This is a genomic window from Nonomuraea sp. B19D2 (assembly GCF_040137845.1).
Classification (GTDB): domain Bacteria; phylum Actinomycetota; class Actinomycetes; order Streptosporangiales; family Streptosporangiaceae; genus Nonomuraea.
The window spans coordinates 15,038-38,030 of the sequence record NZ_JBEFAK010000023.1 but is presented as its reverse complement, the minus strand read 5'-3'; the positions used below and the strand labels follow the sequence as shown (position 1 = coordinate 38,030).

Genomic DNA, 22,993 nt, shown 5'->3' with positions numbered 1-22,993 from the left:
CCGGGTCCCGCGCTTCGGCGGGACCCGGCCGCGCGGTCAGCCGGTCACGGTGAGCACCGTGCCCGCGCCGACCGTCAGCCCGCCCTCGCGGATCGCGAAGCCGAGCCCGGGCTCCAGCGCCACCGCCTTGCCCAGCTCGACCAGCACGTCCACGGTGTCACCCGGCTGAGCGGTCACCACTGGACCGACCGGAACGGCGGTACCGGCGGGAACGGCCGTGCCGGGCTCGGTGGACGGCACCGTCAGCTCGCCGGGCACATCCGTCGTCCGCAGGTAGAACTGCGGCCGATACCCGGACGCGATCGGCTTGCGCCGCCCGCCCTCCTCCGCGGTCAGCAGGTAGACGCGGGCGGTGAAGGACCGGTGGGCCCGCTGGCTGCCGGGAGCCGCCAGCACCATGCCCCGCCGTACCTGCTCGCGCCGGACCCCGCGCAGCAGCACCGCCGCGTTGTCACCGGCCTCGCCCCGCTCCATCGTCTTGCCGAACGTCTCCACGCCCGTCACGACGGCGCTGAGCCCGTCCCCGAACCCGATCGCCTCCACCGTGTCACCGACCCGGACCGTGCCGCGCTCGATGGCCCCGGTGACGACCGTGCCCCGGCCGGTGACCGTGAGCACGTTCTCGACCGGCATGAGGAACGGCGCGTCCACGTACCGCACCGGCACGGGGATGTGCTCGTCCACCGCCTGGAGCAGCGCCTCGATCGACGCCGTCCAGACCGGGTCGCCCTCCAGCGCCCGCAGCCCGGACACCCGCACCATCGGGACGCCGGTGTAGCCGTGCTCGGCCAGCAGGTCCTGCAGCTCCAGCTCGACCAGGTCGGTCAGCTCCGGGTCCGCCCCGTCGGCCTTGTTGACGGCCACGACCAGGTGCTCGACCCCGACCCGCTTGGCCAGCAGCACGTGCTCCCTGGTCTGCGGCATGATCCCGTCGTGCGCGGACACGACGAGGATCGCGCCGTCCAGCTGCGCCGCCCCCGTGATCATGTTCTTCACGTAGTCGGCGTGGCCGGGCATGTCCACGTGGGCGTAGTGCCTGGTGGCGGTCTCGTACTCGACGTGGGAGATGTTGATCGTGATCCCGCGCTGCGCCTCCTCGGGCGTGCGGTCGATCCTCTCGAACGGCGTGTACGTGGCCTGCCCCCGCTCGGCCAGCACCTTCGTGATGGCGGCGGTCAGCGTGGTCTTGCCGTGATCGACGTGCCCCATCGTGCCGATGTTGAGGTGGGGCTTGTTCCGTACGTAGGCCTGCTTGGCCATGATCCCTTCCTGAGATACCTGGAAATTTCGTGACCCGTCCGGGCCGACAACCTCCCCCCGCCGGGTCACCTCAGGACGTACGGGAAGAGGTCAGCGCTCCAGGCCGTCGCAGACACGCTCAAGCACACCCGGCACCGCGGGCGTCGCAAGAAGAGCGTGCAGGAACATGACGAACATAGTGCGGCCATCAGCAAGAGACCGCAACAGAATATTCCCGTGAAAGGCGGGAGCAGCCGCGCCGATGCGCCCCCGCCGGCTCGCCGCCTACCCCCAGTCGCAGGAGTAGCCGTAGTGCGCCAGCCCTTCCTGAACGGGATGCCCAGCCGGCAACAGCGTGCCGGTCAGCGGCGGGATCGTCACGGCGTCCAGGCCGACACCGCCGCTGAGGACGACGAAATCCGTCTTCTCGCCATCGATGAACGTCTCCAGCGTCGGGTCATCGGGAGGACCATCGTCCGCGAAGGGCCTCAGCATCTGGTGGTAGGCCCAGCGCAGCTCGTCCAGATCGGTGGTGATGACCATCTCGGTGTGGCAGAACGAACCAGACCATAACTGTAGATTCAGCTCGTAGTAGCTGTAGGGCTCGGAGAATTCCGGCAGTTCGCGGTCCTCGTCGAACAACGCGTCCAGGCACGCCGTCCCGGCCAGTGCCGCCGGGTCGTCGGGACGGGCTCGGAGCACTCGCGCATAGAGCTCGCGCGCCTCATCCCGGCGCCTGGCCAGTGTGGTGTCGTTCTCGCCCTGTCCCTCGGCGAAATACGGATCGATCCGCCAGAACGCCACCTGCTGGACCAGCCGGCCGGCAAGCAGCGTCGCGGCGAGAGTGTCGTCGGGACGCGCCCGCACCGCCGCCCTCAGCCAGGGTTCCTCGGGCCAGGCCTGAATGACGGCGGGATCGTCGGGATCGTGTTCGGGGCCCACGCGGAGCAGGCACAGCAACCGCCCCAGCTCACGAGCCGCCTCCCCGTCACCGCCCGCGGCGGCCCTTCGCAACGTCGCGACAGTTTCGTTCGAGATCGCCATGCCCCGCCACGCTACCGTTCCTGGGGATCGAGCATGAGTTGCGAACGCTCGGCCAACCGTCAGCCAGCGCGCCGGGAGCGGGCCAGCGCCAGCCCGCCGAGAGCCATGGCGATGAGCCCCACCGCCAGCGCTATGAAGCCGCCGACTATTCCGTAGCCGGTGCCGGGACCGCCATCGGCGGCGGCCACCACCAGTCCGCCGATGACCAGGCCGGCCAGCCCCGCCGCCAGGGCCACGATGGCCCCGCGCCTTCCGTTGCCGGTGCCGATACGACCGGCGGAGCGGGCCAGCGCCAGCCCGCCGATGACCACGCCGATCAAGCCCAGCAGCGCGGCCACCAAGGACCAGAGGCGCCCTGAGGTCAAGGTGTAGGCACTGACGGGATCCGGCTGGACCAGGACGTGCGCGGCTGCCGGTGTGGCAAGCCCGAAACCTCCGAGCAGGGCGGCCCCGGCCACGGCAAGCACAAATCGGACTGACATGAGGTGCTCCTTCTGCTCCTACGACTGGACGTCGCCTGATCATGTCCGCCGAACCCGCCGCCGGTCGTCCATCGGAGGCAGGCCATTCGCGCTGCCGCCGATGCCGTAGCCGGCTGCCGCGGACGCCGTAGGAGCCGCGAAGGTACCGCGGGTGCGGTAGTGGCTGATCATCCGTGCGCAGGAGTCGTCCGCGCGAACATGCGGCTATGGTGCGCGCATGGGTACAGGACGGTCCGGTGTCCGGGCAGATGTCATGGATTGGGCGATCGCCGTCGGCGTGGCGGCGACGCTTCTGGTCACCGGGCTGTCCGGGCAGCACTCCGCCACGAATCTCGATCTGCTCGGCTACGCGCTGCTGACGGTCAGCGGCCTGGGGCTGGCCGCGCGCCGCCGGGCTCCGGTTCCCGTCCTGGCCGTCACCGGGCTGTGCGCGGTGGGTTACCAGGCGGCCGGTTTCGACGTGCCTGCCATCGCGTACCTCTTCGCGGTGTACGCCGCCGTACGGGCGGGACACCGCGCCATCACGGTGGCGGCGAGCGTGACCATGCTGGCCGCTCTCCCTCTGGCGGCACTGGCCTCCGGCCTGCACGACACGGGCGAGGCGTTCGCGCAGGCCAGAGGCGCCCTCGAGATCGCCTGGCTGATCGCCGCCGGCGCCGCGGGTGAAGCGCTGCGCCAGGCCGAGCGGCGGGCGGAGGAAGCCGAGCGCACTCGCGAGGAGACCGCGCGGCGCCGCGCCGACGAGGAGCGGCTGCACATCGCGCGGGAGCTGCACGATTCCCTCACCCACCAGATCTCCGTCATCAAGGTGCAGGCCGAAGTCGCCGTCCACGTGGCCCGCAAGCGGGGTGAACAGGTGCCGGAAGCCCTGCTGGCGATCCAGCAGGCCGGACGTGAGGCGGCCAGGGAGCTGCGCGCGACCCTGGAGGCGCTGCGCGACGACGCCACGACCCCGCCGCGTGGCCTCGACCACATCCCGGAACTGGTGGAACGGGCCCGTACCATCGGCCTGGACGCGACACTGACGATCGAAGGGCAACGACACGCCGTGCCGGCCGCGGTGGGCCGGACCGTCTACCGGATCGTTCAGGAGTCGCTCACCAACATCGCCCGGCATGCCGCCGCCAGCACGGCGTCGGTCCGGATCGACTGCCGCCCGGACGCCCTCACGATATGCATCGATGACGACGGCAAGGCCACACCGGACACCGCCCCAGTGCCCGGCGTCGGGCTGCTCGGGATGCGCGAACGAGTCACCGCCCTCGGCGGTCGCCTGCGCGCGGAGCCGCGCAGCGAGGGAGGCTTCACCGTCCAGGCCGAACTCCCCGTGGACCGGACGGCATGATCCGTGTCCTGCTGGTCGACGACCAGCCGCTCATCCGCAGCGGATTCCGCGCGCTCCTCGACCTCGAAGACGACATCGAGGTGGTGGCCGAGGCCAACGACGGGATGGAGGGCCTGGCCCTGGCCAAGGAACACCTGCCCGACGTCGCCCTCATCGATGTCCAGATGCCGGTCGTCGACGGTATCGAGGCGACCCGGCGCATCGCCGCGGACCCGGCCCTGGCCGGGGTGCACGTCGTCATCCTGACCAATTACGGCTTGGACGAATACGTCTTCAACGCGCTGCGCGCCGGCGCAGCCGGATTCCTCGTCAAAGACATCGTGCCGGAGGACTTCCTCCACGCCGTACGCGTCGCCGCGCGCGGCGACGCCCTGCTCGCACCGTCGATCACCCGCAAGCTCATCAACCGGTACGTCACCCAGCCGCTGAACACCGGCACCGACACGGGGCTGAAAGAACTGACCGACCGCGAACGCGAGGCGGTCGCCCTGGTCGCGCAGGGCCTGTCCAACGACCAGATCGCCGACCGCATGGTGATCAGCCCGCTGACCGCGAAAACCCACATCAACCGGGCCATGGCCAAACTCCACGCCCGCGACCGCGCTCAGCTCGTGGTCTTCGCCTACGAATCCGGCCTGGTAGTCCCGCGCAGCTCATGATCGTGTCAGCGGGGCGCGACGGGCGGTTAGGAGATGAGTCAGAGCGCGTGAGCGGCCTCAGCTGACCGAGTGAACCACCTGGCCATGCAGACGGCCTGTGCCCGCGCCCTGTCGCTTGGCTGATCAGAGACGCTAGAGGAGCCGCGCGATCTCGGTTGCGGCGCTGAGTACGAGCGGGGCGATCTCGTTCTCATCCCGCACCCCGATGGTCACCACGCCCACGCTGGCGTCGGCCGGGCGCCCTGCCGTCCTGATCGGGGCGGCGACGCCCCATGCCCCGGGCTGTAGCTCACCTGCCGTGACCGAGTAGCCGGCGACGCGGGCCTGGGTGATCGCCGTCCGCTCCCGCGGGTGGGCCGGGCGGCCGGCCAGGATGGCGATCCCTGAGGCGCCGCGGTCTGCCGGGTGCCGGGTGCCGGCGCGATAGCTGACGTGGATCTGTGAGACGCGCGGCTCGGCCACGGTGAGCACGACCGCCTGGCTCTCGTCGATGTCGAGCACCGTGATGAAAGCGGTGGCGTTGCAGGCGTCGGCCAGCAGCTGGAGCGCGGAGGCGGCCGCGCTGCGGAGCCTGTGCTGCACGGCGGCGTTGAGCTCGACGATGCCGAGGCCGAGGGTGTAGCGGGTGCCGATCCGTGCGACCAGCCGATGGTTGCCGAGCGCGGCCAGGTGGCGGGAGACGGCGTTGCGATGGATCCCGGCCAGCTGCGCGAGCTCGGTGATCGTCAGCCCGTCCGGGCGCTGCCTGAGGATCTCCAGGAGCCGCAGGCCGGTGTCGATCGTCTTCGAGCCCGTTGCGGAGGCGGCCGGGCTTTGCTGATCAGAGGTCATTCGATGCCCAGGCGAGGTACGGGGGTGTAGCGCAGGGGCAGGTGCTTGATGCCGCCGATGAAGTTCGACACCAGCCGGACCGGTGGGCCGTCGAGCTGGACGTCCGGCAGCCGCCAGAGCAGTTCCCGGTAGAACACGCGGAGTTGCATCCGGGCGAAGCGGGCGCCGAGGCACACGTGCGGTCCGTCCCCGAACGAGACGTGGTCATTGGGCCGGCGCGCGATGTCGAAACGCGCCGGGTCGGGGAAGCGCCGCTCGTCGAAGTTGGCGGCACCGTGAAAGACGACGACCTTGTCGCCTGCTGAGATGCGCCGCCCGGCCAGCACGGTGTCGTGCACGGCGGTGCGGCGGAAGCTGAGGACGGGGGGATGCCAGCGCAGCATCTCCTCGACGGCGGAGTCGAGCAGGTCGGGGTGGCCGAGCAGCCGGTGATGCTGGCCGGGATGGTCGAGCAGGGCGAGCATCCCGCCGGGCAGGGCTGAACGCACGGTGTCGTTGCCCGCGACGACCAGGAGGAAGAAGAACATCGACAGTTCGGCATCGGTGAGGCGCTGCCCGTCCACCTCGGCCGTGGCGAGCGCGGTCATGATGTCGTCCGCCGGGTTCCGGCGCTTGTGGGCGGCGAGTGAGTGGGCGTACTCGAACATGTCGGTGAGCATGGCCGGGGATCGCGGGTTGACCGGCTTGCCGTCCGGGCCGCGCATGACGGTCGCGTGGTCGGGATCCTGGTAGCCGATCACGCGGTTGGTCCACTCGAGGATCTGGCCGCGATCGGCGGGCGGGATGCCGAGGAGATCCGCGAGGTTGTGGATCGGGTAGTCGTCGGTCACGTCCACCGGCAGGTCGCACTCGCCTCGCTCGGCGATCTCGTCGATGAGCAGTCGTGCCCGTGCCTCGATGCCGGCGGTGAAGCGCTCGACGCGCCTGGCGGTGAACACGCCGGAGACGATCCTCCGGAGTCGGCCGTGGTCCGGCGGATCGAGGTTGAGCATCGTGCGCCGGATGAACGCCAGGTCGGCGGGGTCCGGGTCGCGGATCTGGGTGGCGCCCAGCCAGGAGCTGAACTCGGTCGGCGTGCGCAGTACGCGTACGACATCCGCGTGGCGGGTCACCGCCCAGAACCCGGGCCCGGCCGGCCACTCGCCGACCTCGTGCTCCTCCTGCCAGTGCACGGGGTCGTGGTCGCGCAGCCGGCGGTACGTCTCGTGCGGGATGCCCTGTGCGTAGATACGCGGGTCGAACACGTTGGCCTTCGTACTCATGTCGATCACGGGCAGCCCTCCAAGAGATCGTCAGGCGGTCAGGAAGCGTTCGATGGCGGACACCAGGGCCAATGGTGTCTCATCCATCGCGTAGTGGCCGGCGTCTGCGAACGTCAGCAGTTCGGCGTTCGGGTACCACTGCAGCCACGTGGCCCGCATGACATCGGCGGAGAGCGCGGGATCGTGCTCGCCGGCGATGAGGAGCACGGGCGTGGTGGCGCCGGCCACCTCGGTGTGGAAGTCGGTACGGGCCCAGGCGTCCAGGTACGCCCGGTAGGCGGTCACCATGGAGTTCCGCAGCGAGGTGTGCACCATCTCATCGAGCCATGCGCCCGGAAGCCGGTTGCCGGTGGTGAGATCGATGATCGCGCGGCGGTTGGCGGGCTCCTCGGCGGACCCGGAGAACAGCGCCCAGCCCTGCTCGTCGAACGGCACGCCGGAGGCCGGCACCGGAGAGATGCCGACGAGCTTGCGGACCCGGCCCGGCGCGTCCAGCATCACGCGCTGCATGGCCGTTCCGCCCATCGAGTGACCGACCAGGGAGAAGGTCTCCCACCCCAGCTTGTCGGCGAGCGCTGTCACGTCGGCGGCGATCTCAGCCAGGGTGTACTCGCCGGTGACGTCGCGCGCCTCGCCGTACCCCCGATAGTCGGGGAAGGCGTAGGTGAAGGCGTCGCCGTCCAGGTAGGGCTGGATCTTCCTGAAGGAGCCGCGGTCTCCGAACCAGCCGTGCAACGCGATCACGCAGTGCGGCCCGGAGCCGCGGACGTCGTGGGGGAGGACGACGGGGGACATGGCGGATTCTCCTTCGTGTTCGTGGCACCGGATGCGGAGTGGCCGGCGAAGGCCGTGGCAGGAAGCGTCTCGCCCGCGTACCGCACGCCGCCGAGGCAGTCCATGCTGAACCAGACGTACTTGCCGTTTTCGTGCTGGACAGCGCCCCACCGGTCGGCCTGCGCCTCCACCAGGAACAGTCCGCGCCCGCTTTCGGCGAGGAAGTCGGGATCTCGCCGCGTGGGCAGGGTCGGATCGTGGTCGCAGACCGCCAGCCAGATCGTGGCGGCCCCCACCCGCACGTTGATCCTTATGTCGGAGGATCCGTCGGCGGGCGGAGCCGCGTGCTGGACCGCGTTCGTGACCAGCTCGCTGGTCAGCTCGGTGATCGTCGCCTCGTCGGCGGGGGAGACGGACAGGTCCCACGAGGCGAGCATCGCCGACACCCAGTGGCGGGCGATGGATGACGCGATCGGCGAGCAGGGCAGATCGCACCAGCGGGAGAGCAGCCGGCTCGGGAGCTCGGTGACGACATTCACGGCGCGTTCCCTCCGATCGGCGGTAAATGGCGGGTCGGCAGGCCCCTGGGGCATTGCGTACCGCGCCCGATCTCGGGTTCCAGGCGATGAATCGCGAACACGGCGTGGACTCTCCAAGATGCCCAAATATTGGGCGTGATGGTCAAAAAGTGGGCGTGCAGCGAGGAAAGCATCGATCGCTGTAAGGCCGTTGTCAACGCGAACGGCGGAAAAAGTGGATCTTTTGTTGCGGCGGCGGCAGACCGGGCGGCGCCCGCGAGCAGACCGCGTCGCAGGATGAGGCGTGCGGCGAGGCGGTCGCGGAGGGCGGTCAGGCGGTCGATGCGTCCGCACCGCGTCACAATCCAGGAGGCCGCAAATCGCGGAGTGTGCCCACGACCGGCGCGGTCGCCTAGCGGACTTCGGTGACCTGGTCGTTTTCGCGTACGCAGGAGTCGATGATGGCCTGTATGAGGCCGGGGAAGCGGGCGTCGAGGTCGTCCGGGCGCAGGGAGTTCATCTTGGTGGTGCCCTGGTAGTGCTGGTGGATGATGCCGGCCTCACGCAGCACGTTGAAGTGGTGGGTGGCGGTCGAGCGGGAGACGGGCAGGTCGAAGGCGCCGCAGCTGATGTCGTGGCCCGCGGTGGCGAGCTGGGCGATCACCGAGCGGCGAACGGGGTCGGCGACGGCTTCGAGGAGTTGCTGAAGGGTGACCTCGGCGACGGAGGGGTTGTCCACGGTGCGGGGGGTGGTCTTCGGGCGAGCCACGTGGGTCTCCTCCTCCGGGAATTGGGCCTGACCCGTCATACTACGACGGGCGTCGAAGGAGCGGGCGTGCCAGGCTTCGGGCTCTGTGCCGGACTCCAGGTGGCCGGCGACGATGTCCTCCAGGTTGAAGACGCAGGCCGGTGCACGGTCGCGGTGGCCGGGACCAGCACGTGGTCGCCGTACGTGCCGTACTGCGGCTGGTGGAACGCCGGGACGACGCCGACCGTGTCGCCGACGGCGAACCCGCGATAAGACAGCGGCTTCTCACTCCCCGCAGATCTCGCGCAGCGCGGCCACAGCCTCGTCCCGGTCGATGATCACCGCAGTTGCTACCGCACGGCGGGGCAGTGGGTGCCGCGAGGTGGGACCGCCAGGTCGGTGAGATAACGGTCAACGGCGTTCTCCATGCAGGGCCCGCTGGTGGCGCTGCCGTGGCCCCAGCCGTCGTACGTCAGCAGCACGCCCTTCCGGCCGAACTGGCGGGCGACGGACGTGGCCCACCGGTGCGGCGTCGCCGGGTCGTGCAGCGCGTTGGACAGCAGCACAGGCGGGGCCTGGCGTGCCGTCGGCTCGAGGTGGTGCTGGGGATTGGCGGTCGGCGCGCCGAGGCAGGCGGCCACCATCCGGAGGGGCAGCAGGTACGGCATGTCAGGTGCGGTGGCGTTCATCCGCCGCACCAGCGACGCGTACTCCCGATAGTCCCGTACGGGGAGTCGCCAGTCCGAGCAGAAGATCGGAGTGGTGGGCGGCAAGGGGGACAACCTCGGCGCCGGGCCGTTCACCGGCGCGCTCCTGTCCATCGCGTCGATCTCCTTGGCCAGGCCCGCGAAGTCGCCCTCGTAGAACCGCCGGAAGGCGATCGCGTTGACCAGGTCGACCGAGGAAACGGTGGGGCCCAGTTTGCGCACCAGGTCCGGCGGGGTGGCCAGCCGGCCGCTCTCGGCGCGGGCCAGCAGTCCCTTCCAGACGGCTCGTATGTCGCGGTCATGGAGCGCACACTCGGCGTTGGGACCGCACCACTTCACGAACTCGTCGAAAAGATCCTGCGCGGCCGCCGCCCCGGTCTCCAGGAAGGTCGGCGTGCGGAGGACGCTGTGGTCCATCACACTTTCCAGCACCATTGCCCGTACGTGACGAGGATAGGTCCCGGCGTACCGGGCGCCGAGCATCGTGCCGTACGAGCTGCCGTGGAAGGTGAGCTTGCGCTCCCCGAGCGCCACGCGGAGGGCCTCCAGGTCCCGGACCGTCTGGGCTGAGTCGAGGTGGTCGAAGACGCCGTTCGGGGTCTGCTGACGGCACTCGTCGCGCAGCTCCCGGTTGTACTTCACGGTGGCCTCGAAGTCGGCCTGACTCGTCATCTTCGGCGACGGCCGGGCCGCGAGCTTCTCGGGTGGGCAGGTCACGGGGCTGCTGCCGCCGACTCCGCGGGGATCGAAGCTGACGATGTCGAACCTGCGGCGGACCTCGGCGCTGAAGCGCGTGATGCCGGTGCCCACACGTTCGACGCCCGAGTCGCCGGGCCCGCCCGGGCCGAAGACCAGGGTGCCGACGCGCGTTCCCGGGCCGGTCGCCGTACGGCGCGCGATCTTGAGATCGAACGTGGGCCCGTCGGGACGGGCCCAGTCGACGGGCAGCCGGAGGGCCGCGCACTCCGCCCCCTTCCACGCCGCCCACTCCGGACTGTCCGGTTTGCAGGGTGTCCATTGGATGCTCGCCGGCGCTGCGCTCACGGGGGGAGCGGCACCGAGAGTTGAACCGGCCACGAGACCCGCGATGACGAACGCGGCCACGCTGTGCATGAGTTTTCCTCCTGGAATGGATCTTGGGGCGTCCGTCACGATAGGTGCGGGAAAGCCCGAACAGAACCGTTCTCAGGGGCCGTTCAGGGTCAGCTCAGGGATGGTTCGGGGTGGGCCGGAAGGACGTGAGATCCCCACCGCGGCTGGTGCGGTCGAGGTCAAGGCCGCAAGTGCGCCGACGGCCGCCCACCCGATCCACAGGTGTCGACAATTGCTCCGCCGACGTGTGGTTTTCCGCAGGGCAACAAGGCGGAGCACCTCATTCTGCCGGGGGTCAGCCCTCCATAGCGTTGAGCCCCATGATGCAGATGCTGACGAACGCACTGGTAGCGGCAACTCTTGTGACAGGTGGCCAGGGCGCCGGGGTAGGTCCCGAGCTGGAGAAGATCGTGGAGAGCAATGGGGCGACGGCTGCTCTGGCGCGGGTCTCCGACGGGGAGTGGACCTGGTCCGGCACCGCGGGAGTGCGCGACATCAAGCGCGGCGGTCGGCCCTCGCCCAACGGGCACTTCCGGATCGGCAGCGTCACCAAGACGTTCGTCGCCACCGTGGTGCTCCAGCTCGTGGACGAGGGCAAGCTGCGGCTCGACGATCCCGTCGATCAGTACCTGCCGGGTCTGGTACCGGGCGGGGAACGCATCACAGTCCGCCGGCTCCTCAACCACACCAGCCACCTGTACGACTACATGAGCGAGCCGGGGTACTCGACCAACCGGTGGCGCGGCGACGCGCGGTTCCGCTCCTACCAGCCACGTGAGCTGCTGAAAGTGGCCTTCGCCAAGGAACTGCCCGACGACGGCAAGTGGCACTACTCCAACACCAACTACGTGGTGCTCGGGCTCCTGGTGGAGAAGCTGACCGGCCGGCCCTACGGCGAGGAGGTCAGGCGCCGCATCCTGCGCCCGCTGGGGCTGCGCCACACGGTGGTGCCCGGCGATCAGGCGGGGGTGCCCGCGCCGCACGCCAAGGGGTACGAGCCGATCCCCCAGCTCGTGGATGCGACGCGGATGAACCCCTCACTCGACTGGGCGGCGGGCGAGATGATCTCGACCGCGGCGGACTTGGAGCGGTTCATGTCCGCCCTGCTTGGCGGCAAGCTGACCAGCGCTGCATCGCTGCGGGCCATGCGTACGCCCGTTGAGACAGGAGCTGGATTCGGCTACGGGCCCGGCCTGCAGGCGTACACGCTGCCATGCGGCACGGTGTGGGGTCACAGCGGCGAGCTGATCGGGTACCTGACGTTCGCGTTCCGCTCGGACTCGGGCAAGTCGATGACCATGTCGATCAACCCCTCCACCCGCAACCCGTCCACGCAGGAGGTCATGGGCATCGCCATCAAGGCGTTCTGCGGGACCGCGCGCTGACGACCTCGGTCAACCACGACCAGGCACGCGTCGTACGGGGCAGCGCCCTTGTCTCGGCCGCCGGGGACATGACCAGTTGATGCTCGGCGATGGAGCGCTCTCGGGCGTATTCCGTCACCCCACCCCCTGTAAGGGTTATAACATCGTTTTATCGGTTACCGGGAAGTGGGTGCGGCATGCGGATCTCCATCACCGACTATGCGGTGGGAGCGACCCTGGCAGGAGACCTGGCCAACACCTCACCCACCGTGCAGGCCGCGGCCGGGGAGGCCCTGCCGACCCCCGAAGCGTTGCTGCGGTTCCTCGCGGGGCGCGGGCTGCGGCTCGACGCCCTGGCGGACGGAGCGACGCCAACCGGCGAGGACGTCCGCGAGGTTCACCTGCTGCGCCGGGAAGCGCGTGGCGTCGTGGAGACCGAGACGGAGGATCAGGCGGTCGCGGGCGCTGCCGTGCTGGCCAGGCGGGCCGGTCTCAGCCCGGTGCTGGACCGCGATCCCGGCGGGCGCTGGCAGTGGTATGTCCCGACCGCGCCGGGCGCATCTCTGGCCGAGGAGTTGGCCGCGATCATCGGTGTCGGGCTGCTCGGGGCCGTCCGTGCTCTCGGCCACGGCCGGTTCCGCGCCTGCGTCGCTCCGGGCTGCCGCGGTGTGTTCGTCGACACCAGTCGCGGGGGGCGCCGCGTCTACTGCATGCCTGACTTGTGCGGCAACCGGCTCAATGTCGCCAATCACCGCGCACGGCAGCGGCTGGGCGGCGCCGCCCCGTGAGAGACACAGTGGAAGACACAAGGAGAACTCGATGCAAGACCCTAGCGACCGCACAACAGCCGACCCGGTCGGCCGGCCGGTGAGCGGGCCGCCGCTCGTCGGCGCCCTCCAGCTCCCGGACGGCTCCTGGATCCGCGGCCGCGGCCTGCGCCATCCGCTGCCGGCGGGGCCAACGCCCGACTTCGGCCTCTACCTCGGCTCCGAACGGCTCCGCCGCCGCCACGAGAGCGAGCTGCGGTGGCCTCACACGTGGATCCAGTGGCCTGACTTCTGGCTGCCCCGAGACCACGGTCTGGCCGCGCGGGAAATCCACGCGCTGCACGAGCGGGCGCGGGCGGGCGCCGCGGTGGAGGTAGCCTGCGGGGGCGGCGTCGGGCGCACCGGTACGGTCATCGCCTGCCTCGCCGTCCTGGCCGGTCTCGACCCGGCCCACGCCGTCGCCTGGACACGTGACCACCACCACCATCGGGCCATCGAGACCCCGTGGCAGCGCCGCTGGGTGCTGCGCTTCCCACCGTCCCTCCGCTCGAACCCGCACGACCAGGGGGCCGATCCTGAGACATCGCGCTGAGCCGTATCGCGGCCGGCACGGGCCCGAGCACCTACGGCCTCCCAGCTGCGGGTACGTCCTCTGGCGCCGCCTGCCTCACTTCGTTGCGTCCGACCGCTCTACGCTGGAGCAGGCCTTGTGTTCCCCGACTCGCAGGTGTGCCCATGCTCGATTCCCCGCTCCATCCGGAGCCGCCGTACGCCGCCCTGATCTTCGACTGTGACGGCACCCTCCTCGACACGGCCGCGGCCAACGAGAGCGCTTGGAGGACGGCGCTGGAGAAGTGGGACATCGAGCTCGACCCCGGGTGGTATCGCGCTCGCACTGGTCTACCCGCCGACGCCCTGATGACCGAGCTGGCGGCGAAGATCGGACGAGAGTTCGACCACGCCGCTGTGCGCGCTGCCGCGCTCGACACCTACAGCCGCCTCGTCGGCGCGGTGGAGCCGCATGAGCCCGTGGCGGCCGTGGCCCGGGCGCACCACGGGCGGGTGCCGATGGCGGTGGCGTCGGGCGGCTCGCGGCGCGGCGTGGAGGAGGGCCTGCGGGCCACGGGACTGCGCCCGCTGTTTGACGCGGTCGTCACCCGCGACGATGTCCGGCACGGCAAGCCCTCTCCGGATGTCTACGTGCTCGCCGCCGAGCGGCTGGAGGTCCACCCGGCGCACTGCGTGGCCTATGAGGACAGCGACGAGGGAGCCGCCGCGGCGCTCGTGGCAGGCATGCGGGTCATCGACGTACGGCCGGCCCTCGGCCGGGCTTGAGTCGGCGCCTCCGACCCGGTCGTATCGCGGACGAGGCGCTGGACCGGTGGGGTGGGCTCGCCTCCGGGCTGCCGCTCCATCACCGGACCCGGACACGGTGAGCAATCGCTCGTACACTGTCTGGCGCGGCATGTGAGCCTGAGCGTCCCGATCAGGAGAGGACAGGGTCTGGGAAAGATGAGCGAGTCCCCCCAAGGCGACCAAGACCCTCGGCCTGCAGGAGAGGCGAGTGAGGGTGGGCTGGAGTCGGTGACCTGCCACGAGGACCTGGTGAAACTGCTGGCCGGGCAGTTCGTGCGGGCCGACGTGTCACTTCGAGAGCTTCAGGCACGGGCGGACAGGGCGGGCGGAACGCGGCTGCCACGCACGACCTGCGCCGACATGCTGGCCGGTCGGCGCTTCCCCAAGAAGGCGGTGATGGTGGCGTTCCTCAAGGGATGCCGCGTCCCCGATCATCAGCTCCCGGCGTGGGAACGGGCGTGGGAGCGGGTGCGTGTCAATCAGATGCCCGCCGGGTCCAAGGAGCATCACAGCGTCGAGTCCTCCCATGGCACGCCACTCGCTGCCCCGATCATGGCCGCGCCTGGCAGCACGGGGACGGCCCGTGCCGGCGGCCGACGTTGGCGCCAAGCCGCCCTGCTCACAGCGGTGGCCGCGCCGACAGCTGCGGCAACCCTGAGCGTCATCATTGTTCAGGGAGTAACGCCGCAACGCGGCGCGTCCGAAGGGGTGGCTGACCCCGTCGTGAATCCCGCCCACATCGTCAGTGACGATGGTCGTGCGTTCCCTCGTGGGGGGTGGAGCCGGTTCACCGTGACTGTCGACCCGGCCAATACGGGCGTACGGCTGATCCGCCGGCTGGATGCAGGCGTCGGTCTGCAACATGCCACCATCACCGTTGACGGAACCCCGGCCGCACAATGGCGACCGCTACTAGAGGACAGCATCTACAAGTGGAGAAACCAGATCGTCACCATCCCGCCGAATCTGACGACAGGGCGACGCTCGCTCACCATCGTCAACACGTGCGTGTCCTCCTCGGGCTTCAACGAGTTTCTCTACACCGTGGAGCACAAGGTCAACGGTGTCTGGTCGACTGCCGATACGGTCGACATCGGCCGCGACCACACCGCGAGCGAAGCCGCGCACGACTACCGCGTCGTCGGAGAGGACTGGGCCGATACGCAGACCTTCGCCTATCCGCCGCGGAAGGAGGCCTGGAGCGTCCAGTGAGCTCCAACGGCTGACCTCCCGCGGGCAGGCGGAATCGTGGCAACGTGCCTGGAAAGCGCAAGGCCAGAAATGTCCTCGCCCAAGACCGGCCGCGTGCTCCTTGTCCTGGCCATGGCGTTGACCGTTCGCACCACGTGGCTACGCCCGTTCACCGACGGCATCGACCTGTTCGAGGCCGGCCCGTGGGCCGGACGTGAGATTCATGTCTTACGCCGCCGCACCCACATACTCGACCGTGCCAAAGTCGCCGATACCCCCGCCGGCCCGCTCACCTTGCTCCGCGTCATGGGAACAGGCGGAATCGACGTCCACCTCGTTCTCGGTGACGAACCGATGAAACCCGGCCACGTCCTCACCGCCGGTATCGACGTACTGGCCGGACGCCACCCCACCACCCCGGCCGGCCTCCTGCATGCGGGCAGCCCAGGCCCCGGACTGACCGTCCGCCACGTCCGCGACCACGCCCCTGACGACGTACTGAACGTCACAGTCCCGCGCTTCACCATCACCGCCACGCACGGGCGCGCAGTTGCTCCTTGTCGGCGGCCCGGCCGGCCCAGCCCGCAAATCGTGACATGTGATCACGTCAGATCGGCCGGCAGCTGTCCCGGTAGGGGAGATCATGGAGGTAGGTGTTCCAGTCCGTCGGAGACAGGGCGCCGAACTCGGCACAGAGCTCGCTCTTGATCTTGCCGGGCGCGATGAGGTGGGTGCGGAGCCGGCCGTGGCCATCGAGGGCCAGGACGGCCGAGCCGTCCGGGGCGAAGGCCAGCGCGTTCAGGGTGCTGAGCCCCAAGGAGCTGTCATCCGGCTGGAAGCCGGCGAACGGCAGCCCGAGAGGCCGGTCGGTGGCGACGTCCCAGAGCTGGATCTGGTCCGCCGCGTTCGCCACGGCCATGAGACGTCCGTCGGGGGAGAAGGCCGCCGGGGCGCCGCCGATGGACAGTTGCCCCACCTGCTGGAGTGATCGGCTGTCCCGGAGCGTGAGCTTGCCGCTGTCATTGTGGAAGTCGGCGAGAACTCCGGCAGGGCTCAGCGCCACGGGACGATCCATGCCGGAGTTGGGCGGGACCACCCGCTCGCCGGTGGAGGCGTCGACAATGCCCTGGTCCGAGGCGGAGACGATGGTCCGGCCGTCCCGGCTGAAGAAGATGTGACGGTCCCAGATGTCGATGCCCAGGTCCCCGTACTGTCCGGCGGCGGGCTGCCCGACGACCGAGGCGCGCGGGGTTTCCGAGGTGATGTCCCACAGCGTCAGGAGGGAGGCCTTCCTGGAGTTGTGCATGGTGAGTACGGCCAAGGTCCTGCCGTCGGGGGAGAACGCGACAGAGTCGAAGACGGCGGGGCCGAGCCGGGTCCTCAGGACGGCCTTCCTGCGCCCCGTGGCCACGTCCCAGATGTAGGTGTTCCCGTCGCCTTCCATGACGGCCAGCAGGCGACCGTCCGAGGACAGCCGGTACCCGACAAAGCCGGCCTGCCGTTCGGCGGGGATCGTGTTCCGGCGCACCATCGTGATGGGATCCCAGATCGTGGGCGGCCCCAGATCCTTGACCGGGCCCACATCGGCGACCACGACGGTCGAACCGTCGTCGCTGAGCTCCGCGATGGCGCCGTTCGGGCGGTCGCTGAAGGCGACCGGGTCGCGGACGGCGCCGAGAGACACCACGACGGTGCTGGAAGCGGCGTCCTGATGACACCGCAGGGTGCGATCGCCGGGCCCGAACCTGTAGTTGACGCACTTGGCGTCGGCGTGCGCGAAGATCGGATGGTCGAACGCGTCCACGGCGGTCTTCGAGGCCAAAATGTCCCTGGTGTCCCATACGGCGCCGTTGAAGGAGACGTACCTGCCGGTGGAGTCGAAGATGATCTGTTCGTCGACGGCGGGCACAGAGGGCGCGGGGATGGTCCGCCACCTGATCCGGGAGGGGTCGAGCCGGCTGAAGGGGACGAGCCCGAGCCGCTTGTCCTCCACGCGCCCGTTGCTCTGGACAAGGGCGAGGAGTTTGCCGTCAGGACTGAATTCGATCTTGGAGATCGGTTTGGCTTCCTTGGTCTGCCGTACGGTGCGGGCCTTGCGGCCGGTGCGCAGATCCCAGAAGTCCAGCGACGTGTCGTTCGTGGTGATCAGATATCGCTGGTCCGGGGTGACCTCGGCCGACGTCCGATAGCCGGGAATCCGCCCCAGGAGCTCGCCGGACGTGGTGTCCCACAGGCTCGTGATGGCGGGGCCCTTGGTGAGCAGCAGGTGGTCGCCGAGGAGGTCCAGGATCGGCGGCGCCTCGATGGTGATCGGCCGGGGCTGGCCGGTCGCGGTGTCCAGCAGGACGACGGTGCCGTCCTGCAGGGGCAGCGCCAAGGTCTTTCCGTCGTCGCTGAGGCTGAGCCGGGCGAAGTCGTCGGTGTTCAAGGGCTGGCCGGGGAAGATGAACGAGCTGATCACCCGGCGCGCGTCGATGTCGGTGATCTTCACGTCGTTGCCCCGGACATAGACGCGCAGCCGGCCGGTTCGGTCGGTGTCGGTGCGCCAGCTCTCATCGACGCCCGGGGGACGGTAGGTGTACAGCTCCGGCTGGGCGTAGAGGGTCAGCAGCGCGTGGCGGGCCTCGTAACTGTCGAGGGCCAGGCTCGCGGCGGCGACGGCGAGTTGTTTGGCGGTGATCGGATCGGCACGGCGCATCGTGACGGCCAGCCCCGCCGCCCGGCTCCCGACGGCCTGGATGAGCTGCCGGGAGATGGTCTGGGCCCGCTCGTTCAACGCCCGCCACTGGACGATGGCCGTCGCCGCGGTGCCGATGGCGATGACGAGCAGGACCGCCAGCGCCGTGCTCAGCACCCTGCGGTTGCGGCTGCGCCGCCGGGCCGCGTCTCGCTCGGCCTGGTCGTACCGGATGCCGGCTTCCAGGAAGGCTTGTGCCTCCGGCCCGAGTTCCGCCTGGTCGTCCTTGGTGGCGTCCCGCGCGATCGCCAGGCGCGTGCCCCGATAGAGGAACGCGGGGTCGCGCCCCTTCCTGGTCCACTCCTTGGCGTCCTCATCGAGCTGCTGCCGGACCCGCAGCGAGGCCCGGCTCTCGCCGATCCAGGCGCGGAGTTGCGGCCAGGCCCGGATCAGGGCTTCGTGGGTGATCTCGGCCGTGTCCTGCTCCACGGTCACCAGCCGGGACTTGACGAAGGTGTCGAGGATCTGGCGGACTGCTTCGTGCTCGGGGGTGCCCTCGGGTGGGAGCAGTTCTGTCAGTGGCGTCCGGCGGCGCGTGTCCTCTGTCCCCTCGCCGAGGCGGACCAGCCGGAGCAGCAGCCGCCGGGCGGCCGGGCGGCTGAGGGGATCGAGCCCCTGCAGCGTGTCCTTCGCGGTGTGGGCCAGCGACTTGCCGATCCCTCCGGTCGCGCGATAGCCGGCCAGCGTGAGCTGCTGCCCCTTTTCATGCTTCCAGGTGACGAGCAGGGAGTGGGCGAGCAGCGGGAGTACGCCGCTGCCCACGGTGGAGGTGGCTCCCAGGTCGTCGAGGAGCAGATCCACCAGCCCCGCCTCGACGGGGAGACCCGCGCGTCTGGCGGGTTCCTCGATGGCCTCGCGTAGCTGCGCCGTGGTCATCGGCCCGACGATCAGCGGGTTCTGGAGGGCGGGCAGCAGCTCGGGATAGGCCGCGCAGTGGCCGAAGAAGTCGGCGCGCATCCCGATCACCACCACCGCCATCGCGCAGGCCGCGTGCAGCGCCCGGATGAAGACCTGGCGCTCGCTCTCCGCGACGCGAGCGGTGAAAATCTCCTCGAACTGGTCGACGATGACGGTCCTTGGGTGAGCGTCCTGCCCAGGCGGGACGCGTAGACACGAGGGGTCCTCGACCAGGCGCCGCCGCACGTCAGCCGGGTCGCCGTCGCCGCAGAACCGCTCGGCGAGGACCTGGACGGGGTCCTCCCCCGGCGTGAAGATCACCGGCGCGCCGGATGACGACCGGTCGGCGGCGGGGAGGAGCGCGACCCGCAGCAGCGACGACTTGCCCGCCCCCGAAGGCCCGGCCACCAGCAGCGGGCCGTCCAGCGCGGTCTGCGTCCGCACCCGGGCCTCGAGCGTGTCGGCGAGCTCTTCGCGCCCGAAGAAGTATCGCGCCGTCTCGGGGCCGAACGCGGCCAATCCCGGGTACGGGCACTCGCCCGGCCCGACGGCCGCGGGGCGGGAGTCGACCGGGTGCCGCGCACCGGCGGCTCGGGCCTGCTCCCAGCGGGCTTTCCACAGATCATGCTCGTTGCGCCACCATGCGTGCCCCGGGTGGTAGGGGGCCGGGACGTCCGTGTGCTCCAGAAGCACGCGGACCAGGGCCCAGAGCAGAGGGAACTCTCTGGCGACACTGCCCTTGTTGATCCACTCACTGACCGTCTGCGGGGTGAGCCCCGCTGTGACCTGCTGCTTGGCGAGCAGGAGGTTGGCCTGGTCGATGACCTTCGCGCGCGAGAACGCGGTCGCCCGGTCGCGGGCCCGCTGTTCCAGGCGGTTCAGCTCCCGTGTCAGCACCGCCCGCGGGGCGGGCAGGTGCCCGGTGCCGGTCATGCGGCGGGCCTCGGGAGGCGGGCGTCCATCCGGCGCGTCCGGCCGGATCGCCGGTCGGGGCCTGCGCCACCTGGGCGTTTCCGGTGCCGATCCGGTGTGTCCGATAACCCTTCATGTGCTGCCGACCGCCGGCTGAACTGGCGGGCGGCGTCGCAGCCGGCTCTCCGGCTGCCGGACAGGGAAAGGACACGTCGATGAACCTCGAGATGTGGGCACTGGTGCCGATGGCCGGCGTGGCATGCGCGGCTGTCGCGGCGGTGCTGATGGTCCTCATAGCCACCCGGGGCTGCCCGGCGGCCGACCGGGCACGGGTGTTGCGCGCTCTCGCCGAAGTGGTCCGCGCGGTGAGGGGCAAACGGTGAGCAATCGGGCGGGGCCACCGTGCACATGGCAGCGACTGCGATCCTCCGTCCCACCCGAGCCTCCAGTCGATCCCGGTCACTTCAACGGCCGTTCGCTTCCTGAGCCCAGTCTGGCAAGTCCAGGATGGATACCGACGGTGATGATGCCGAAGAGGTTGGCGTTCTCACTGGCTCGTTGCGGCGGGTACGCTAGTCGGCTCCGTTCGGCGACCTCCACCTGGTGGAGGATGTCGTCGCGGCCGATCCCGGCGAAGCGGGAGGCTCATCAGAGACAGCTGCGGCAGCTGGTGACAGACGCCACCGGCAAGGCGGGTATGACGGCGTTGAACGAGCATCGGGCAGCCACTACGGATTTCGATCGCGCTGACATCGCGCGGCCTCACGCCCGGAACGTGCGGCGGTAGGTGTCCGGTGGCACGCCGATCGTGCGGTGGAAGTGGCGGCGCAGTGTCGTCGCCGTGCCCATGCCCGCGGCCGAGGCGATGGCGTCGACGCTGTCGTCCGTGGTCTCCAGCAGCTCCTGCGCGCGGCGGATCCGCTGGGTCATCAGCCACTGCAGCGGGGTGGTGCCGGCTATCGAGCGGAAGTGGCGGGCCAGGTGGCGCGAGCTCATGTTCGCCTGGCGGGCCAGGTCCTCCACGGTGAGCGGCTGGTCCAGTCGCCGCAGCACCCAGGTGAGCAGTTCGGCCAGGGGATGGCCGTCCTGGGCGGGCACCGGTGTGGCGACGAACTGGGCCTGGCCACCGGCCCGGTGGGGCGGCACGACCAGACGGCGGGCGACCACGTTGGCGATGGCCGAGCCGTGATCGCGGCGGACCAGATGCAGGCACAGGTCCATCGCTGCGGCCTTGCCCGCAGACGTGAGCACGCTGCCGTTGTCGACGTAGAGCACGTCCGGGTCGACCTCCACCCGGGGATAGCGCGCGGCGAGCTCCTCGGTGTGGGCCCAGTGCGTGGTCGCGCGCAGCCCGTCCAGCAGGCCGGCGGCGGCGAGCACGAACACGCCCGTGCACAGGGAGACCACCCGCGCGCCCGACTCGTGAGCCGCGCGCACCGCCTCGACCAGGTCGGCCGGCGGGTCCTCGTCGACGTCCGCCAAGGCGGGGACGATCACGGTGCCGGAGTGCGCCAGCCGGTCGAGCCCGTGGTCCGGCTCCAGCAGGAACCGGCCGACCTGGACGGCGTGCGTGCCGCACACACTGACGTCGTACCAGGGGCCTGGCACGGCGTCCGGGGCGGAGCCGAACACCTCGTAGGCCAGGCCCAGCTCGAAGTGGAGCATCCCGTCGGTAGCGGCGACCGCGACGGAGCGCGGGACAGAACTCATGTCGGAAATTGTACGGGTCATGTCGTTCCGGACGCTGGCACCAGTGAGCCGACCGGGACAGAATTTCCGACGTGGATCACTTTGAGCAGGTGGGAGCAGATATGGGATCGGGTCGGAACGTGGCGGTGTTCGGCGCCTACGGGCACACCGGGCGGTTCGTGGTCGCGGAGTTGCGGGCGCGCGGATACGTCCCGCTGCTCCTCGGTCGCGACCAGGACAAGCTGCTGGCGCTGGCGCAGGACAATCCTGGGCTCGAGGCGCGGCAGGCGTCGGTCGACGATCCGGCCTCGCTCGACCGCGCGCTGAACGGCGCGGCCGCCGTGATCAACTGTGCCGGGCCCTTCGCCTCGACCGGCGCCCCGCTGGTCGAGGCGGCACTGCGCGCCGGCATCCCGTATGTCGACGTGGCGGCCGAGATCGAGGCGAACGTTGACACGTTCGCGCACTTCGCGGAGCGCGCCCGCGCCGCGGGCACTGTGGTGGTCCCGGCGATGGCCTTCTACGGCGGCCTCGGCGACCTGTTGGTCACCACCGCGATGGGCGACTGGACGGCGGCGGACGAGGCGCACATCGCCTACGGCCTGAGCAGTTGGCACCCCACCACGGGAACGCTCGCTTCGGGCGTGGTCTCGGGGCAGCGACGGAGTGGCCGCCGCGTCCGCTACACCGGCGGACGGCTGGAGTACCACGATGACGCTCTGCCGACCCTGGAGTGGGCCTTCCCGGCTCCGCTCGGCCCCCAGAAGGTCATCGGAGAGTTCAGCATGGCCGACATCGTCACCGTTCCCAGCCACCTGGCCATCCCGGAAGTGCGCACCTACATGGCCGCCAAGGCTGCCGCGGACCTGTCCGCTCCCGACGCCTCGGCACCGACCCCCGTCGACGAGCGCGGTCGCTCGGCGCAGACCTTCGTCGTCGACGTCCTCGTCCGCTCGGGCGGCACGGAACGCCGCGTGTCCGCCGCCGGTCAGGACATCTACGCCATCAGCGCGCCGCTCGCGGTGGAGGCCGTCGACCGCGTCCTCACCGGCCGGACCAGGACCACCGGCGTCGCCTCCGCGGGCGCGGTCTTCGACGCCCCGGACTTCCTGCGGGCTCTGTCCACGCACCTCTCACTGCACGTCCCGCTCGAGGCACACGGCTGACCGGCGACCCGGACCGGGATGCCGGACCGTGGTCAGTGCGGTCGATGAGCAGGCCGATCATCCGTAGACGTCCGGGACCAGCAGGTCCGGTTCGGCCCGGCGCCGATCGGTAAAAGGAATGGCGTGTCATCTCCGGCCCCGACCCCACCGGGCGGCCCCGGCCGGCAGGTGGTCGCCCCGGAGGGCGACCGTACAGGGAGCACACGTCGAGCC

General features: G+C 70.3%; 22 protein-coding genes. 10 read left to right on the top strand and 12 right to left on the bottom strand.

Going from position 1 to position 22,993, the window contains the following annotated elements; genetic code table 11:
* Positions 1-36: 36 nt before the first annotated feature.
* From tuf to ABN273_RS34535, 3 genes are all read right to left on the bottom strand, one after another.
* The gene (gene tuf, locus ABN273_RS34545) at positions 37-1,260 is read right to left on the bottom strand and encodes an elongation factor Tu (protein ID WP_349453293.1); all 1,224 of its coding nucleotides are present in this window, start codon (positions 1,258-1,260) and stop codon (positions 37-39) included.
* Positions 1,261-1,524: 264 nt separating this feature from the next.
* Positions 1,525-2,283 (bottom strand): hypothetical protein, encoded by a 759-nt coding sequence (locus tag ABN273_RS34540; RefSeq protein WP_349453292.1) that lies wholly within the window; start codon positions 2,281-2,283, stop codon positions 1,525-1,527.
* A gap of 59 nt (positions 2,284-2,342) precedes the next feature.
* The gene (locus tag ABN273_RS34535) at positions 2,343-2,765 is read right to left on the bottom strand and encodes a DUF6223 family protein (protein WP_349453291.1); all 423 of its coding nucleotides are present in this window, start codon (positions 2,763-2,765) and stop codon (positions 2,343-2,345) included.
* A gap of 253 nt (positions 2,766-3,018) precedes the next feature.
* Here ABN273_RS34535 and ABN273_RS34530 point away from each other — a divergent pair, with 253 nt between their 5' ends.
* Together ABN273_RS34530 and ABN273_RS34525 are read left to right on the top strand one after the other, a co-directional pair.
* Positions 3,019-4,110: a sensor histidine kinase gene (locus ABN273_RS34530; protein ID WP_349453290.1), complete on the top strand. Its 1,092-nt coding sequence runs from the start codon at positions 3,019-3,021 to the stop codon at positions 4,108-4,110.
* On the top strand, positions 4,107-4,769 hold the full coding sequence (locus tag ABN273_RS34525) for a response regulator (RefSeq protein ID WP_349453289.1): 663 nt from the start codon (positions 4,107-4,109) through the stop codon (positions 4,767-4,769). Before ABN273_RS34530 ends, ABN273_RS34525 begins: the two co-directional genes overlap by 4 nt.
* Before the next feature lie 132 nt (positions 4,770-4,901).
* On the opposite strand, the gene ABN273_RS34520 is transcribed toward ABN273_RS34525, so the two are convergent.
* The 5 genes from ABN273_RS34520 to ABN273_RS34500 form a co-directional block, all read right to left on the bottom strand.
* Complete coding sequence (locus ABN273_RS34520; RefSeq protein ID WP_349453288.1) at positions 4,902-5,600, bottom strand: IclR family transcriptional regulator; 699 nt, start codon at positions 5,598-5,600, stop codon at positions 4,902-4,904.
* Complete coding sequence (locus ABN273_RS34515; RefSeq protein WP_349453403.1) at positions 5,597-6,862, bottom strand: cytochrome P450; 1,266 nt, start codon at positions 6,860-6,862, stop codon at positions 5,597-5,599. Before ABN273_RS34515 ends, ABN273_RS34520 begins: the two co-directional genes overlap by 4 nt.
* A 30-nt stretch (positions 6,863-6,892) precedes the next feature.
* A complete protein-coding gene (locus ABN273_RS34510; RefSeq protein WP_349453287.1) occupies positions 6,893-7,657 on the bottom strand; it encodes an alpha/beta fold hydrolase in 765 nt (254 codons plus the stop codon).
* Entirely contained in the window at positions 7,603-8,175 is a 573-nt protein-coding gene (locus ABN273_RS34505; protein WP_349453286.1) for an ATP-binding protein, read from the bottom strand. The genes ABN273_RS34510 and ABN273_RS34505 overlap by 55 nt, the downstream gene beginning before the upstream one ends.
* Before the next feature lie 391 nt (positions 8,176-8,566).
* Positions 8,567-8,923 carry an ArsR/SmtB family transcription factor gene (locus tag ABN273_RS34500; RefSeq protein WP_349453285.1) on the bottom strand — a complete coding sequence of 119 codons (357 nt, stop codon included), beginning with the start codon at positions 8,921-8,923 and terminating at the stop codon, positions 8,567-8,569.
* 66 nt (positions 8,924-8,989) lie between these two features.
* Between ABN273_RS34500 and ABN273_RS34495 the strand changes: the two genes are divergently transcribed.
* On the top strand, positions 8,990-9,175 hold the full coding sequence (locus ABN273_RS34495) for a hypothetical protein (RefSeq protein ID WP_349453284.1): 186 nt from the start codon (positions 8,990-8,992) through the stop codon (positions 9,173-9,175).
* Between the two features lie 77 nt (positions 9,176-9,252).
* Here the strand turns inward: ABN273_RS34495 and ABN273_RS34490 are convergent, their stop codons facing one another.
* Positions 9,253-10,722, bottom strand: coding sequence for an alpha/beta hydrolase (locus ABN273_RS34490; protein WP_349453283.1), 1,470 nt, complete (start codon positions 10,720-10,722; stop codon positions 9,253-9,255).
* A gap of 299 nt (positions 10,723-11,021) precedes the next feature.
* Here ABN273_RS34490 and ABN273_RS34485 point away from each other — a divergent pair, with 299 nt between their 5' ends.
* From ABN273_RS34485 to ABN273_RS34465, 5 genes are all read left to right on the top strand, one after another.
* Positions 11,022-12,086 (top strand): serine hydrolase domain-containing protein, encoded by a 1,065-nt coding sequence (locus ABN273_RS34485; RefSeq protein ID WP_349453282.1) that lies wholly within the window; start codon positions 11,022-11,024, stop codon positions 12,084-12,086.
* Positions 12,087-12,262: 176 nt separating this feature from the next.
* Complete coding sequence (locus ABN273_RS34480) at positions 12,263-12,853, top strand: CGNR zinc finger domain-containing protein (protein WP_349453281.1); 591 nt, start codon at positions 12,263-12,265, stop codon at positions 12,851-12,853.
* Between the two features lie 31 nt (positions 12,854-12,884).
* Positions 12,885-13,424: a phosphatase domain-containing protein gene (locus ABN273_RS34475; protein ID WP_349453280.1), complete on the top strand. Its 540-nt coding sequence runs from the start codon at positions 12,885-12,887 to the stop codon at positions 13,422-13,424.
* A 143-nt stretch (positions 13,425-13,567) separates the two neighbouring features.
* Positions 13,568-14,167 (top strand): HAD family hydrolase, encoded by a 600-nt coding sequence (locus ABN273_RS34470; RefSeq protein ID WP_349453279.1) that lies wholly within the window; start codon positions 13,568-13,570, stop codon positions 14,165-14,167.
* A gap of 249 nt (positions 14,168-14,416) precedes the next feature.
* On the top strand, positions 14,417-15,400 hold the full coding sequence (locus ABN273_RS34465) for a hypothetical protein (protein WP_349453278.1): 984 nt from the start codon (positions 14,417-14,419) through the stop codon (positions 15,398-15,400).
* A 207-nt stretch (positions 15,401-15,607) separates the two neighbouring features.
* On the opposite strand, the gene ABN273_RS34460 is transcribed toward ABN273_RS34465, so the two are convergent.
* Both ABN273_RS34460 and ABN273_RS34455 read right to left on the bottom strand, forming a co-directional pair.
* Positions 15,608-15,862 carry a hypothetical protein gene (locus tag ABN273_RS34460; protein ID WP_349453277.1) on the bottom strand — a complete coding sequence of 85 codons (255 nt, stop codon included), beginning with the start codon at positions 15,860-15,862 and terminating at the stop codon, positions 15,608-15,610.
* Between the two features lie 124 nt (positions 15,863-15,986).
* Entirely contained in the window at positions 15,987-19,946 is a 3,960-nt protein-coding gene (locus ABN273_RS34455; RefSeq protein WP_349453276.1) for an nSTAND1 domain-containing NTPase, read from the bottom strand.
* A gap of 194 nt (positions 19,947-20,140) precedes the next feature.
* Between ABN273_RS34455 and ABN273_RS34450 the strand changes: the two genes are divergently transcribed.
* A complete protein-coding gene (locus tag ABN273_RS34450; RefSeq protein WP_349453275.1) occupies positions 20,141-20,308 on the top strand; it encodes a hypothetical protein in 168 nt (55 codons plus the stop codon).
* A gap of 379 nt (positions 20,309-20,687) precedes the next feature.
* On the opposite strand, the gene ABN273_RS34445 is transcribed toward ABN273_RS34450, so the two are convergent.
* A complete protein-coding gene (locus ABN273_RS34445) occupies positions 20,688-21,635 on the bottom strand; it encodes a helix-turn-helix domain-containing protein (protein WP_349453274.1) in 948 nt (315 codons plus the stop codon).
* Between the two features lie 101 nt (positions 21,636-21,736).
* On the opposite strand from ABN273_RS34445, the gene ABN273_RS34440 reads away from it, so the two are divergent.
* Positions 21,737-22,780 carry a saccharopine dehydrogenase family protein gene (locus ABN273_RS34440; RefSeq protein ID WP_349453273.1) on the top strand — a complete coding sequence of 348 codons (1,044 nt, stop codon included), beginning with the start codon at positions 21,737-21,739 and terminating at the stop codon, positions 22,778-22,780.
* The last annotated feature ends 213 nt before the right edge of the window (positions 22,781-22,993 follow it).

What these genes read in the sequence shown, in the direction of transcription:
- ABN273_RS34480 (WP_349453281.1), top strand. Translation starts at nt 12,263, where the DNA reads ATGCGGATCTCCATCACCGACTATGCGGTGGGAGCGACCCTGGCAGGA.
- tuf (WP_349453293.1), bottom strand. Translation starts at nt 1,260, where the DNA reads ATGGCCAAGCAGGCCTACGTACGGAACAAGCCCCACCTCAACATCGGC.
- ABN273_RS34530 (WP_349453290.1), top strand. Translation starts at nt 3,019, where the DNA reads ATGGATTGGGCGATCGCCGTCGGCGTGGCGGCGACGCTTCTGGTCACC.
- ABN273_RS34485 (WP_349453282.1), top strand. Translation starts at nt 11,022, where the DNA reads ATGATGCAGATGCTGACGAACGCACTGGTAGCGGCAACTCTTGTGACA.
- ABN273_RS34515 (WP_349453403.1), bottom strand. Translation starts at nt 6,862, where the DNA reads ATGAGTACGAAGGCCAACGTGTTCGACCCGCGTATCTACGCACAGGGC.
- ABN273_RS34475 (WP_349453280.1), top strand. Translation starts at nt 12,885, where the DNA reads ATGCAAGACCCTAGCGACCGCACAACAGCCGACCCGGTCGGCCGGCCG.
- ABN273_RS34520 (WP_349453288.1), bottom strand. Translation starts at nt 5,600, where the DNA reads ATGACCTCTGATCAGCAAAGCCCGGCCGCCTCCGCAACGGGCTCGAAG.
- ABN273_RS34535 (WP_349453291.1), bottom strand. Translation starts at nt 2,765, where the DNA reads ATGTCAGTCCGATTTGTGCTTGCCGTGGCCGGGGCCGCCCTGCTCGGA.
- ABN273_RS34445 (WP_349453274.1), bottom strand. Translation starts at nt 21,635, where the DNA reads ATGAGTTCTGTCCCGCGCTCCGTCGCGGTCGCCGCTACCGACGGGATG.
- ABN273_RS34450 (WP_349453275.1), top strand. Translation starts at nt 20,141, where the DNA reads ATGAACCTCGAGATGTGGGCACTGGTGCCGATGGCCGGCGTGGCATGC.
- ABN273_RS34540 (WP_349453292.1), bottom strand. Translation starts at nt 2,283, where the DNA reads ATGGCGATCTCGAACGAAACTGTCGCGACGTTGCGAAGGGCCGCCGCG.
- ABN273_RS34440 (WP_349453273.1), top strand. Translation starts at nt 21,737, where the DNA reads ATGGGATCGGGTCGGAACGTGGCGGTGTTCGGCGCCTACGGGCACACC.
- ABN273_RS34455 (WP_349453276.1), bottom strand. Translation starts at nt 19,946, where the DNA reads ATGACCGGCACCGGGCACCTGCCCGCCCCGCGGGCGGTGCTGACACGG.
- ABN273_RS34490 (WP_349453283.1), bottom strand. Translation starts at nt 10,722, where the DNA reads ATGCACAGCGTGGCCGCGTTCGTCATCGCGGGTCTCGTGGCCGGTTCA.
- ABN273_RS34510 (WP_349453287.1), bottom strand. Translation starts at nt 7,657, where the DNA reads ATGTCCCCCGTCGTCCTCCCCCACGACGTCCGCGGCTCCGGGCCGCAC.
- ABN273_RS34525 (WP_349453289.1), top strand. Translation starts at nt 4,107, where the DNA reads ATGATCCGTGTCCTGCTGGTCGACGACCAGCCGCTCATCCGCAGCGGA.
- ABN273_RS34470 (WP_349453279.1), top strand. Translation starts at nt 13,568, where the DNA reads ATGCTCGATTCCCCGCTCCATCCGGAGCCGCCGTACGCCGCCCTGATC.